General features: G+C 70.4%; 11 protein-coding genes. 6 read left to right on the top strand and 5 right to left on the bottom strand.

Annotation, left to right across the window (positions count from 1 at the left end; translation table 11 throughout):
• Positions 1-21 precede the first annotated feature (21 nt).
• Entirely contained in the window at positions 22-453 is a 432-nt protein-coding gene (locus ACN6LB_RS12790) for a hypothetical protein (RefSeq protein ID WP_356140884.1), read from the bottom strand.
• Between the two features lie 94 nt (positions 454-547).
• Here ACN6LB_RS12790 and ACN6LB_RS12785 point away from each other — a divergent pair, with 94 nt between their 5' ends.
• Entirely contained in the window at positions 548-1,135 is a 588-nt protein-coding gene (locus ACN6LB_RS12785; protein ID WP_356140886.1) for a helix-turn-helix domain-containing protein, read from the top strand.
• The gene (locus ACN6LB_RS12780) at positions 1,116-3,155 is read left to right on the top strand and encodes a thioredoxin domain-containing protein (protein ID WP_445025911.1); all 2,040 of its coding nucleotides are present in this window, start codon (positions 1,116-1,118) and stop codon (positions 3,153-3,155) included. Before ACN6LB_RS12785 ends, ACN6LB_RS12780 begins: the two co-directional genes overlap by 20 nt.
• A gap of 22 nt (positions 3,156-3,177) precedes the next feature.
• Here the strand turns inward: ACN6LB_RS12780 and ACN6LB_RS12775 are convergent, their stop codons facing one another.
• The 4 genes from ACN6LB_RS12775 to trhA form a co-directional block, all read right to left on the bottom strand.
• Positions 3,178-3,909 carry a Mut7-C RNAse domain-containing protein gene (locus tag ACN6LB_RS12775; RefSeq protein WP_445025910.1) on the bottom strand — a complete coding sequence of 244 codons (732 nt, stop codon included), beginning with the start codon at positions 3,907-3,909 and terminating at the stop codon, positions 3,178-3,180.
• A gap of 34 nt (positions 3,910-3,943) precedes the next feature.
• Positions 3,944-4,585 (bottom strand): TetR/AcrR family transcriptional regulator, encoded by a 642-nt coding sequence (locus ACN6LB_RS12770; protein ID WP_445025909.1) that lies wholly within the window; start codon positions 4,583-4,585, stop codon positions 3,944-3,946.
• Positions 4,582-6,186 carry an MFS transporter gene (locus ACN6LB_RS12765; RefSeq protein ID WP_445025908.1) on the bottom strand — a complete coding sequence of 535 codons (1,605 nt, stop codon included), beginning with the start codon at positions 6,184-6,186 and terminating at the stop codon, positions 4,582-4,584. The genes ACN6LB_RS12770 and ACN6LB_RS12765 overlap by 4 nt, the downstream gene beginning before the upstream one ends.
• 181 nt (positions 6,187-6,367) lie before the next feature.
• Complete coding sequence (gene trhA, locus ACN6LB_RS12760) at positions 6,368-7,099, bottom strand: PAQR family membrane homeostasis protein TrhA (protein WP_356140896.1); 732 nt, start codon at positions 7,097-7,099, stop codon at positions 6,368-6,370.
• Positions 7,100-7,424: 325 nt separating this feature from the next.
• Here trhA and ACN6LB_RS12755 point away from each other — a divergent pair, with 325 nt between their 5' ends.
• The 4 genes from ACN6LB_RS12755 (at position 7,425) to ACN6LB_RS12740 (ending at position 12,158) form a co-directional block, all read left to right on the top strand.
• On the top strand, positions 7,425-9,269 hold the full coding sequence (locus tag ACN6LB_RS12755; RefSeq protein WP_445025907.1) for a phosphoenolpyruvate carboxykinase (GTP): 1,845 nt from the start codon (positions 7,425-7,427) through the stop codon (positions 9,267-9,269).
• A 255-nt stretch (positions 9,270-9,524) separates the two neighbouring features.
• Entirely contained in the window at positions 9,525-10,487 is a 963-nt protein-coding gene (locus tag ACN6LB_RS12750; RefSeq protein ID WP_356148203.1) for a serine/threonine-protein kinase, read from the top strand.
• On the top strand, positions 10,474-10,929 hold the full coding sequence (locus ACN6LB_RS12745; protein WP_356148200.1) for a hypothetical protein: 456 nt from the start codon (positions 10,474-10,476) through the stop codon (positions 10,927-10,929). The genes ACN6LB_RS12750 and ACN6LB_RS12745 overlap by 14 nt, the downstream gene beginning before the upstream one ends.
• A 116-nt stretch (positions 10,930-11,045) precedes the next feature.
• The gene (locus ACN6LB_RS12740) at positions 11,046-12,158 is read left to right on the top strand and encodes a hypothetical protein (protein ID WP_445025906.1); all 1,113 of its coding nucleotides are present in this window, start codon (positions 11,046-11,048) and stop codon (positions 12,156-12,158) included.
• Positions 12,159-12,219: the final 61 nt, after the last annotated feature.

Genomic DNA, 12,219 nt, shown 5'->3' with positions numbered 1-12,219 from the left:
CTCCGGCAGTAACTCCTTTGCCTATGAGTGTCCTTCGTGGGAGGCGCGAGCGCGAGAGGGCCGACGATCACCGAGTGCCAGGAACACACAGGCACCGGCGAGTGCGGCCTCCGCCACGGCACAGGCGAGGGCCTGGGCGAGGGCGCTGCCCGGCTGCGCGGTCGTTATGTCGAACCAGGCGTCGAGCACCGCGACGGACGCCGTCGCGGAAGCCGTGAGCCGTGCGTGCGGGTGGCCGCGGAAGCCGAGCACCGCGGTGGCGGCGCAGCCCGCGGCCATGAGGACGTCCAGCCCCACCCACGCCACCTGCCAGTTCCGCACCTCTGCGTTGGCCGGGAGGGTGCGGGCGAGCAGCACCATCCAGGGCACGAGCGCCGCGGCGGCAGCGCCCAGGATCACCAGGGTCCAGCGTCGTGCCCCCGCGCCGCCCGGTCGGTCATGGATCGTTCGCATGCCCCCACACTAGAATCGCAGAGAAAATTCTGCAAATAAAATTCTGCAGAATTTGTTCTGTGGTGTTGTGCGGGCAAGGGGATACCGTGACGGCATGAAGGACAGCAGCGACCTGACCAGCGTGGAGCGGACCGCTCTCTACAAGTCCCTCGGCAACCCGCTGCGCCGCCGCATCCTCGACTACCTCGGCCGGCACGACGAGGCGAACTCCACCGTGCTCGCGAAGGAACTGGGCGAGAGCTCCGGCACCACCAGCTACCACCTGCGCAAGCTCGCCGAGCAGCACCTCATCGCGGAGATCCCGGAGAAGTCCGGCGGCCGTGAACGCTGGTGGCGGGCGCTTCCCTTCAGCCACACCACGCCCGACCCGGCCACGATGGCCCCCGACGAGTACGCCGCGGTCGAGCGGCTCGCGCACCTGAAGATCGAGATGGACACCGAGCTCTACCAGCGCGCGCACCGGGAGTACACGGGCCCGGAGGGCTGGGCGCAGGTCTTCCGCTCCGGCAACTGGATGACCAGGGACGAACTCCTCGACTTCGTACGCGAGTACCGGGCGCTCCTCGACCGGTACGGCCATGCACGTGAAGCGGCCCCCGAGGGGGCGCGCCCGGTGAACCTGCGCTTCTACGCCGTCCCCGACGCCGTGGGAGAGTGGGAAGGTGAACCGACTGGCCCATGAGACGTCCCCGTACCTCCTCCAGCACGCCGACAACCCCGTCGACTGGTGGCCCTGGTCGGCCGAGGCCTTCGACGAGGCCCGCAAACGGGGTGTGCCCGTTCTGCTGAGCGTCGGCTACAGCAGCTGTCACTGGTGCCACGTCATGGCGCACGAGTCCTTCGAGGACGACGCGACGGCCGCGTATCTGAACGAGCATTTTGTGAACGTCAAGGTCGACCGCGAGGAGCGGCCCGACGTCGACGCCGTCTACATGGAGGCCGTCCAGGCGGCGACCGGCCAGGGCGGCTGGCCCATGACGGTCTTCCTCACCCCCGAGGCCGAGCCCTTCTACTTCGGTATGTACTTCCCGCCCGCACCCCGCCACGGCATGCCCGCCTTCAGGCAGGTCCTCGAAGGCGTGAGCAGTGCCTGGAGCGACCGGCGCGACGAGGTCGCCGAGGTCGCCGGGAACATCGTGCGGGACCTGGCGACGCGTGAGATCTCGTACACCTCCGCGGAGATCCCCGGCGAGGAGGAGCTCGCGCAGGCGCTGCTCGGGCTCACCCGGGAGTACGACGCGACGCGCGGCGGCTTCGGCGGCGCGCCCAAGTTCCCGCCGTCCATGGTGATCGAGTTCCTGCTGCGGCACGCCGCCCGCACCGGCTCCGAGGGCGCCCTGCAGATGGCCGCCGACACGTGCGAGCGGATGGCGCGCGGCGGTATCTACGACCAGCTCGGCGGCGGCTTCGCCCGCTACTCGGTCGACCGTGAGTGGGTCGTGCCCCACTTCGAGAAGATGCTCTACGACAACGCGCTGCTGTGCCGGGTCTACGCGCACCTGTGGCGTGCGACCGGCTCCGAGCTCGCGCGCCGCGTCGCTCTGGAGACCGCCGACTTCATGGTCGGCGAACTGCGCACCAACGAGGGCGGGTTCGCCTCCGCACTGGACGCCGACAGCGACGACGGCACCGGCCGGCACGTCGAGGGCGCGTACTACGTGTGGACGCCCGAGCAGCTCACCGAGACCCTCGGCGAGGCGGACGCCGCACTCGCCGCCCAGCACTTCGGCGTGACCCAGGAGGGCACCTTCGAGGAGGGCGCCTCGGTGCTCCAACTCCCGCAGCACGAAGGGGTCCTGGAGGCCGAGCGGCTCGCCTCCATCCGCGAACGGCTCCTGGCTAAGCGGGCCGAGCGCCCGGCCCCCGGCCGCGACGACAAGATCGTCGCCGCCTGGAACGGCCTCGCGATCGCCGCCCTCGCCGAGACCGGCGCCTACTTCGAGCGCCCCGACCTCGTCGACGCCGCGATCGGCGCCGCCGACCTCCTCGTACGGCTGCACCTGGACGACCGCGCACGCCTCGCCCGCACCAGCAAGGACGGCCAGGTCGGCGCGAACGCGGGGGTGTTGGAGGACTACGCGGACGTCGCCGAGGGGTTCCTCGCGCTGGCCTCCGTCACCGGTGAAGGGGTGTGGCTGGAGTTCGCCGGGTTCCTGCTCGACCACGTGCTCGTGCAGTTCACCGATCCTGAGTCCGGCGCTCTGTTCGACACCGCCGCGGACGCCGAGAAGCTCATCCGCCGCCCCCAGGACCCCACCGACAACGCCACGCCCTCGGGCTGGAGCGCGGCGGCCGGGGCGCTGCTGAGCTATGCCGCGCTGACCGGTGCCGAGCCCCATCGCACCGCGGCCGAGGGGGCGTTGGGCGTCGTGAAGGCGCTCGGCCCGCGCGCCCCGCGCTTCATCGGGTGGGGCCTCGCGGCGGCGGAGGCGCTGCTCGACGGGCCGCGTGAGGTCGCGATCGTCGGGCCGGCCGGCCATCCGGCCACAACCGCCTTGCACCGTACGGCACTTCTGGGCACCGCCCCGGGCGCTGTCGTCGCCGTGGGCGCTGCCGACAGCGATGAACTTCCGCTGCTTGCCGGGCGCCCGCTCGTCGGCGGTGAACCGGCCGCGTATGTCTGCCGCCACTTCACCTGTGACGCCCCGACCACCGATCCGGAGCAGCTGCGGGCGACACTCGGGGCCGCGGCGGAGCGCTGAGGGAGGGGGCGCCCAGGTCCCGTCAGCTCTCCTGGGTGCCCATGTTCATCGCCTGCTCCACGATCGCCTCCAGTTTGTCGTGGTGCGCGCCCTTCCAGTAGGCGCGTCCGCACTGCTCGCACTGGGCGAAGACGTCGTACGACTGCTGCGTGCCGTGTTCGATGCGGTCGGCGACCTGCTCCTTGGTGGCCTCCTTGAGCAGGCCGTTGCAGGCGGTGCAGCGGGTCCAGGGCTTCAGCTCGGGGGCGAACCGGCCCAGGATGTCGCGGAGTTGGTCCTCGGGCCGGGTGCTGTAGACGAAGGCGCCCGCCCACAGCTCGCGGCGGTGCAGCAGGCCGCGGTCCCGGCTGAGCATGACGCGCTTCTCAGCCGCGGAGCGGGCGGCGAGGGCCGGGTCGCCGATGTCCGTCGACTCGTACGCGGTATCGACGCCCAGGAGGCGCAGGCGGCGGGCGAGGGTGCCCAGGTGGACGTCGAGGAGGAAGCGGAGCGGGGCGCCGGGGACATGCTGCGGCCGGGTGACGGCGCGCACCGTCACGTGCTCGTCCGCCGCGGGGATGTGCGAGGGCGCCACCTCGCGCCCGTCCACGTCGAGCACGCCGACCTCGGTGAGCGGGACGCCGAGTGACTCGACGACATGCCCGAGCGTCGAGACACCGTCGGTGACGACCGCGGTGGCGCCCGTGCGGCGGGCGGGCGGGACGAACATCCCCAGTTCAGGGGCGAATTCGACGTGGATCTCCGGTCCGTTCACCCGGTCAGGATGTCATGGGCGGGGGCGCGGGGCCTCAGGGATTTCCGGTGGGCAGGCCGTGTTCCAGGACGGTCAGGGTGCGGTCGACGAGGCCGGCGAAGTCCTCCTGGTGGCCGGTCTCCGCCCAGTACAGGGAGGTCTCCATCAGCCCGCCGATGAGGGACATCGCGAAGACCCGTACCTCCAGGCCGTCCGGGTCCAGGCCGGTGCGCTGCCCGATGATCCGGCACAGCATGCGGCCGGTGACCGACATGCTCTCCATCATCCGCGAGCGCACCGCGGGCACCTCGACCATCAGCCGGGTGCGCAGCCGGGTCACGTCGGGCTCGTCGGCGACACCGACACCGACCGCCTTGTTCATGGCGTACCGCAGCGAGTCCATCCACGGCTCGTCGGCGGGGCGCTCCGTCAGCTCCTGCTCGATGACCGGGTCGTACTCGTCGGTGAGGACGATGTCCTCCTTGGTCGGGAAGTAGCGGAACACCGTGGACGGGGAGACCTCGGCCGCCTCCGCGATCTGCTCGATCGTGGTCGCGTCGTACCCCTGCTCCTGGATCAGCCGGTACGTCGCGTCGCGGATCGCGATGCGGGTCTTCATCTTCTTCCGCTCGCGAAGCCCCTGCTGGGGCCCCGCGGCGGTGGACGAGCTGTGTGCGGTGGCGGCCATGCCGGTCATTGTCCGGCATCCCTCGCAGCCGGGGCCATGGCGGTGTCCTCGGAGAGGGCGGGCCGGACGGCAGGAGCGGGGTTGGGCAGCAGGGCCGCGGCCAGCAGCGCGGTGACGAGCGCGGCGATCCCGGTGACCAGCAGGACCAGGTCCATTCCGTGCAGGTAGGCGGTGTCGGCGGAGGCCGCGAGGGCCCGGTCGCCGAGCCGGGCCGCGACCACATGGGCGCCGACCACGGAGTCCCCGGCGGTGGCGGCGGCCGCGTGCGGCAGCCCTGCGGTGTCGAGCCGGTCGGCGTACGCGCTCGCGAGCAGCGAGCCCAGCAGGGCGATGCCGACCGCGCCGCCCACCTGGCGCACGGTCATCAGCAGCCCGGAGCCGCTGCCGGCCCGGTCGCGGGGCAGTGCGCCGAGGGCCGCGGACATCGCGGGGACGACGGCGAACCCGAAGCCGAGTCCGGCGACCGACAGCCACACGGCGGTGAAGCCGTAGCCGTCGCCGACGCTCGTACGGCTGCCGAGGAACCCGGCGAAGGCGAGCGCGACCAGCGCCCCGCTGATCACCGCACGCGGCCCGAACCTCGCGACCAGCGGTCCCGCTCCCTTCGCGGCCACCAGCAGCCCGGCCATCATCGGCAGCATCCGCACCCCGGTGGCGAGCGCGTCCTGCCCGAGGACCGCCTGCAGATACTGCGGCAGCACGAACATCAGCCCCGACAGCACGAACATGACCAGGGTCGCGGCGAGCGTGTTCAGCAGGAAGCCGCGCTGGGCGAGCAGGGACAGGTCCAGCATCGGCCGGGCGCTGCGCCGCTCGCGCAGGACGAGGAGCGTGACCAGGGTGGCGGAGCCCGCGAAGAAGGCGAGGATCAGCGGGTCGCCCCAGCCGCGGTGCGGGGCCTCGATGATCGCGTAGATCAGGATGCCGAGGCCGGCCGCGGTGAGCGCGGTGGAGACGGCGTCGACCTTGGGGGCGGCGGGGATGGGGGTCCCCCCGCTCGAACGAAGTTGAGAGTGGGGGAGGGTCTCGGGGAGCAGCAGGACGCAGGCGGCGATGCCGATTGCGGCCATCGGGACGTTGACCAGGAAGACCGAGCCCCACCAGAAGTGGTTCAGGAGCCAGCCGCCGATGATCGGGCCCAGCGGCAGGCCCAGCGCGGAGGCGGCCGAGACGGCGCCCACGGCCTTGGGGCGCTCGTCGGGACCGAAGAGCGAGGGCAGGACGGCCATGGCGAGCGGCATCACGAGCGCGCCGCCGATGCCCATCACGCCACGGGCGACGACGACCGGCGTGACGCCGTCGGCGAGGGCGCCGAGGAGCGATCCGGCGAGGAAGATCCCGAGACCCGTGATGAGCATCCGGCGCCGGCCGAAGCGGTCACCGAGCAGCCCGGCGGGGAGCATCAGCGCGGCGAAGACGATGAGATACGCGTCGGCCATCCACTGCTGCTCGCCGGTGGAGGCGCCCAGGTCCCGGGCCATCGTCGGGAGCGCCACGTTGAGGATCGTCGTGTCGAAGCCGAGCACGAGCATGCTCGCGACCAGGGCCCCGAGGGCCCACCAGCGGCGGGGGTCGGGCCGCGTCCCGTCGTGCTGAGTGATAGTAACCATGAAATGAGAGTAGCTGTCAAAAGATAGTCGATGTCAAGATGTACGCCTGCGGATGGCGCTTGTCCGGTCACGCAGCAGTGGCCGTGTCACCTTTCCGGGCACGCAGAAGTGGCCGTGGCTTCGAAGCCACGGCCACTGAAGAGGGGCGCGTCGGAAAGGCCGGACGGAGCTGGCGCGGGGATCACCCCTGCCGGTAGGCCACCAGCGAGATGCCGATGTAGTGCACGGCGAACGCCGCGAGGGTGAGGGAGTGGAAGACCTCGTGGAAGCCGAACCAGCGGGGGGAGGGGTTGGGGCGCTTGATCCCGTAGATCACGCCGCCCGCGCTGTAGAGCAGGCCGCCCACGACGACCAGGACGAGGACGGCGACGCCGCCCTTGTGCAGGAAGTCGGGGAGGAAGAAGACGGCCGCCCAGCCCATCGCGATGTAGCAGGGGGTGTAGAGCCAGCGCGGGGCGCCGACCCAGAAGACCCGGAAGGCGATGCCCGCCGCCGCGGCGCCCCAGATGCTCCACAGGAGCCACTTCCCCTTGGCGTCCGGGAGCAGCAGCATCGTCAGGGGCGTGTACGTGCCCGCGATGATCAGGAAGATGTTCGCGTGGTCGAGCCTGCGCAGGATGCCGTCCATGCGCGGGCTCCAGGTGCCGCGGTGGTAGACCGCGCTCACGCCGAACAGAAGGCAGGCCGTCAGGGCGAAGATCCCGCAGGCGATGCGGGCGCGGGTGGAGTCGGCGAGGGCGGTGAGCACCAGGCCGGAAACGAGTGCGGCCGGGAACATGCCCAGGTGCAGCCAGCCGCGGAGTTTGGGCTTGACCTCGTCCAGTGTCGGATGCGAGAGCTGGTGCGGCAGGGAGATCGCGGCGTGGCCGTCGGCCGGCGAGTCCTTGGCCGTTTCGGGGACGGGCGCAGTCATGGAACGAATCGTACCTACGGAACCGTAAGTTACGTATCAGTACGCCGTAATGAACGGTCAATAGTGGCCATGCTCTCACGAGCGGTGGCGGGGCCGTTCGGGGGTACTCGGGGTGAATCTGTGATGTGCGCCAGGAAACCTCTCAGTGAGTGGCGATGGTCACTCCGCTCAACTGTGCGGCCCTCTGGACATATGCGCAGAGGCGTCGGATGATCAAATGAGTGCGGTCGGCACCGGATGAGCGCCAGGGCAATCACCACGAAGCATCCGGGTCGCAGCCCCCACGGGGCAACTCAACAAAAAAACCCCTCATTTAGGAGCAATCGTGGCGCGCGACATCGCGGCTCCCTCCACCACCGTGCCCACCCACCACAAAGAGCTGGTCTCGTGGGTGAACGAGATCGCAGAACTGACACAGCCGGACAACGTGGTCTGGTGTGATGGATCCGAGGCCGAATACGAGCGACTGAGCGAGGAGCTCGTCCGCAAGGGCACCTTCAAGAAGCTCGACCCGATCAAGCGCCCGAACTCGTACTACGCCGCCTCCGACCCGACCGATGTCGCGCGGGTCGAGGACCGGACGTTCATCTGCTCCGAGAAGGAGCAGGACGCCGGCCCGACCAACCACTGGAAGGCCCCCGCGGAGATGCGGGAGATCTTCAGCGGTGAGAAGGGTGTCTTCCGCGGCTCGATGCGCGGCCGCACCATGTACGTCGTCCCGTTCTGCATGGGCCCGCTCGGCTCGGAGCTCTCCGCGATCGGCGTCGAGATCACCGACTCCGCCTACGTCGCCGTGTCCATGCGCACCATGACCCGCATGGGTCAGGCGGTCCTGGACGAGCTGGGCACCGACGGCTTCTTCGTGCGTGCTGTGCACACGCTCGGAGCGCCGCTGGAGGACGGCGAGGCCGACGTCCCGTGGCCGTGCAACTCCACGAAGTACATCTCGCACTTCCCCGAGACCCGCGAGATCTGGTCGTACGGCTCGGGCTACGGCGGCAACGCGCTGCTCGGCAAGAAGTGCTACGCCCTGCGCATCGCCTCCGTCATGGCGCGCGACGAGGGCTGGCTCGCCGAGCACATGCTGATCCTCAAGCTGACGCCCCCGCAGGGCGAGTCGAAGTACGTCGCCGCCGCCTTCCCGAGCGCCTGCGGCAAGACCAACCTCGCCATGCTGGAGCCGACGGTGCGCGGCTGGACGGTCGAGACGATCGGCGACGACATCGCGTGGATGCGGTTCGGCGAGGACGGCCGGCTGTACGCCATCAACCCCGAGGCCGGGTTCTTCGGCGTCGCGCCGGGCACCGGTGAGCACACCAACGCCAACGCCATGAAGACCCTGTGGGGCAACTCGGTCTTCACCAACGTCGCGCTGACGGACGACAACGACGTCTGGTGGGAGGGCATGACGGAGGAGACTCCGGCGCATCTGACGGACTGGAAGGGCAACGACTGGACCCCGGAGTCCGCCCGCGAAGCAAATGGGTACCGTCCGGCCGCCCACCCCAACGCCCGCTTCACCACCCCCGCCTCGCAGTGCCCGATCATCGCGCCCGAGTGGGAGGACCCCAAGGGCGTGCCGATCTCGGCGATCCTCTTCGGCGGCCGCCGCGCCACCGCGGTGCCGCTGGTGACCGAGTCCTTCGACTGGAACCACGGCGTCTTCCTCGGCGCGAACGTCGCCTCCGAGAAGACCGCCGCCGCCGAGGGCAAGGTCGGCGAACTGCGCCGCGACCCCTTCGCCATGCTGCCGTTCTGCGGCTACAACATGGGCGACTACATGGGTCACTGGATCGACGTGGCCAAGGACAAGGACCAGTCCAAGCTGCCGAAGATCTACTACGTCAACTGGTTCCGCAAGAACGACGAGGGCAAGTTCGTCTGGCCCGGCTTCGGCGAGAACAGCCGTGTCCTGAAGTGGATCGTGGACCGGCTGGACGGCAGGGCCGAGGGCGTCGAGACGCCGATCGGTGTGCTGCCGGCCAAGGGTGCCCTCGACACCGAGGGCCTCGACCTCTCCGAGTCCGAGCTGGACTTCCTGCTCACGGTCGACAAGGAGGTGTGGCGCGAGGAGGCCTCGCTCGTGCCCGAGCACCTCAACACCTTCGGCGACCACACGCCGAAGGAGCTGTGGGACGAGTACCGCGCGCTGGTCAAGCGCCTGGGCTGACGCCCCCTTCGAACTCCGCGGCCGGCCGGAGTTGCCCTGACCTGCGACGTCGTCAAGGCCGGCCGCGGTGACAGCAGACCCGGGAGCCGGGGGCCCGCACCACGGTGTGCGGGGCCCCGGCTCTTTCGGCTGCCCGGAGGGCTGAAGGGGCTCCCGACTGGCTGAAAAAGCCGGAGAATCGAGGGACACTCCTGACATCGTGCAGCGAAAGCCGAAATGAGGTGAGCGGGGGTGCGCACGCCGGTCAGTGATCCCATGCAGGTGGGTCCGTACCAGATCGTGGGGCGGCTCGGTTCCGGTGGGATGGGATGGGTGTATCTCGGCCGTACGCGGGCCGGCAAGGAAGTCGCGGTCAAGGTGGTGCGCCAGGAGCTCGCGGCGGAGGCCGAGTTCAGGGCGCGGTTCGCCCACGAGGTCGCGGCCGCGCGGAAGGTGAGCGGCGCGTACACCGCGGCCGTGGTCGACGCGGACACGGAGGCCGAACTGCCGTGGCTGGCCACCATGTACGTCCCCGGGCCCTCGCTCGCCGAGGCGGTGCGCACCGACGGGCCGCTGCCCGAACCCCAGGTGCGCCGGCTCGGCGCGGGCCTGGTCGAGGCGCTCCAGGCGATCCACGCCGCCCATGTGATCCACCGCGATCTGAAACCGGCGAACGTGCTGCTCGCCTCCGACGGTCCGCGCGTCATCGACTTCGGTATCTCCCGTGTCGACGGCACGCCCGGCCTCACCCAGGTCGGCGTCGTGGTGGGCACACCGCCGTTCATGTCGCCGGAGCAGGTCACCGGGGCCCGGGTCGGCGCGCCCAGCGATGTCTTCTCGCTCGGCGGAGTGCTGGTGTACGCCCTCACGGGCCGCCCACCGCACGGAAGCGGGGAGGCGGTGCGCTACCGGGTCGCGCACGAGGAGCCCCAACTCGACGGCGTACCCCAGGGATTGTGCGACGTGATCGCGCACTGCCTGGCGAAGCGGCCCGAGGACCGGCCCCTCCTGGACGACCTCCTCGCGGAGCTGCTGGACGAACACCCCAAGACCGCGGCCTGGCCGCCGCCCAACGTGGCCCGGAGCATCAAGGTGAAGACGAAGGAGCTGATCTACCGCCGCAACGTGAGTACGAGCGTCTCGGTCTCCTCCTGCCTGCTGCTGCACGCCCAGGCGCTGCTGGACGCCGGGCTGACCGACGCGATGGTCGCCGAGGCGGTGAGCCGTGGCGACCGCTGAGCCCCTTCCCGGTCAGGTCCTCGAAATCGGCACGCACTGGCGGCAGTTGGTCCAGAACTGGGTGGCCCGGAGGAATTACCACACCGCGCACGACACCGTTTCCGTCTCCCTGCAATTCGATCTCCAGGAGGCGGGAAGGATGGTCACGGTGCGATTCATGACCACCAAACGGCTCCTTGTCGCGTTCGCGACGGACGGCCATTACCTGCGTCAGGACCAACTCGCCATTGCCGCGGCCGCGTCGAACGCCTGGAATACCGAACAATTGAACCCCATGCTTTCCGTGTGGGACGTGAGAGGTCCGCGCCCCTGTCTCGCCGGAGTCTGCGACCTGCCGCTGACCTGCAGGATGACCCAGACGGATTTCGACGCCTTGGCCACTGACTGGGTGGAACGGGCGCGACAGATGTTCTCCCGTTGCCACCAGGTGTTCAAGTTGTAGAAGTGAAAGCCGTGGTGGGCGCAGACCCCTTCCGGGCGCCCACCCATTACCGCCACTATTGGGCGAGTGCCTTTCAGGGCCACGGGGGTGCGCCTTTGGGCCACGGGGGGTTGACCATGAAGCGTTCGCTGTACTGCGTGGTGCTGCTCGGAATGCTGTGCGCGCTGGTGCCGGTGGGATCCGCGGGCGCGGTCGACGACACGACGTGCACGGGGGACTTCGCGGCGCGGCTCGACTGCTGGTCAAGCCGGATCCACGAGGGAACCGTCATGGTCAACCTGAACGACTCGGTGGACTTCGGCGGCCAGAAGGTCCCGAAGGATGTCGCGGAGCGGATAAAGAAGTACCGGGCACGACTGGTGGTCCAGGTGCCCGGAGGACAGCGGTCCACGGGCGAGGGCGGAACGGCGCTGCTCGTCATGGCGAGCGAGCGACTCGTGCATCCGGACGCCGTGATCGAACGGCTGCACCGGCCAGCCGTGCAGCAACTGGAGGACCTGGGCGTCTGCGACCCGAAGAACACCGAGGACCTGTGCGACCTGCTGGCCGTCGCAGGCCGGCAGACAGGCCCGCTCAAGGGCAGTGACCTGATCGGCAAGTACAACACCGGCGACCTCTCCACCCACACGTACTCCATCACCGGCGACCACTCCGGCAACAAGCCGGCCGAGGGCAACACGGCGACCGCGTCGTCCGGTCAGCACAACAACGGGGAACCCGGGGACGGCAAGAGCGGCACCTCGAACGAGGACGGCGTCCCCGACTGGCTCATCGGCGGAATGGGCGCCCTTCTCGTGGTCCTGCTCGCCGCGCTCGTTGCCGTCGTCCACCGCTCCCGCGCCCCGGCAGCGCCCCGCCGGGCCCTCGCCGCGCCCGGCATCGGCGCGCTGCCGACCGCACACGCCCGCGGCAGCGACCCACGAAGCGCCTCCCCCGGCGGCGCCGACGAGAGCACCACCCGGCTGCGTGTCGCGCCGGCGCCCCGCTACGGACGGCAGGTCGGCGCCCGGACGGGCCCGGCCCACACGGCGACCGTACGCACCGCACTGCATCCCCAGGGCTATGTCGAGCTGGACCGCATCCTGTACCGGGCCGTGTGGGCCGAGCCCGGACGGCCGCCGCCCGCACCCGGGGGCCTCGTCGACGTCACCGACGCACGGGAGCGGGACTCCGACGTCCTGTACGCCTTCCCGCCCGCCGCCGGACGGCACGCCAAGGGCGCCCGATGACCACCCGATGACGCACCGGACCCACGCCGGTCCACGCACCGGCTCACGCACCCGGCCCACG

It is taken from the genome of Streptomyces sp. SAS_270, from assembly GCF_052543295.1.
This window is presented reverse-complemented; position numbering and strand designations above follow the sequence as displayed.

Coding starts and splice junctions, on each gene's coding strand:
- ACN6LB_RS12790 (WP_356140884.1), bottom strand. CDS start 453: ATGCGAACGATCCATGACCGACCGGGCGGCGCGGGGGCACGACGCTGG.
- ACN6LB_RS12785 (WP_356140886.1), top strand. CDS start 548: ATGAAGGACAGCAGCGACCTGACCAGCGTGGAGCGGACCGCTCTCTAC.
- ACN6LB_RS12770 (WP_445025909.1), bottom strand. CDS start 4,585: ATGACCGGCATGGCCGCCACCGCACACAGCTCGTCCACCGCCGCGGGG.
- ACN6LB_RS12765 (WP_445025908.1), bottom strand. CDS start 6,186: ATGGTTACTATCACTCAGCACGACGGGACGCGGCCCGACCCCCGCCGC.
- trhA (WP_356140896.1), bottom strand. CDS start 7,099: ATGACTGCGCCCGTCCCCGAAACGGCCAAGGACTCGCCGGCCGACGGC.
- ACN6LB_RS12750 (WP_356148203.1), top strand. CDS start 9,525: ATGCAGGTGGGTCCGTACCAGATCGTGGGGCGGCTCGGTTCCGGTGGG.
- ACN6LB_RS12740 (WP_445025906.1), top strand. CDS start 11,046: ATGAAGCGTTCGCTGTACTGCGTGGTGCTGCTCGGAATGCTGTGCGCG.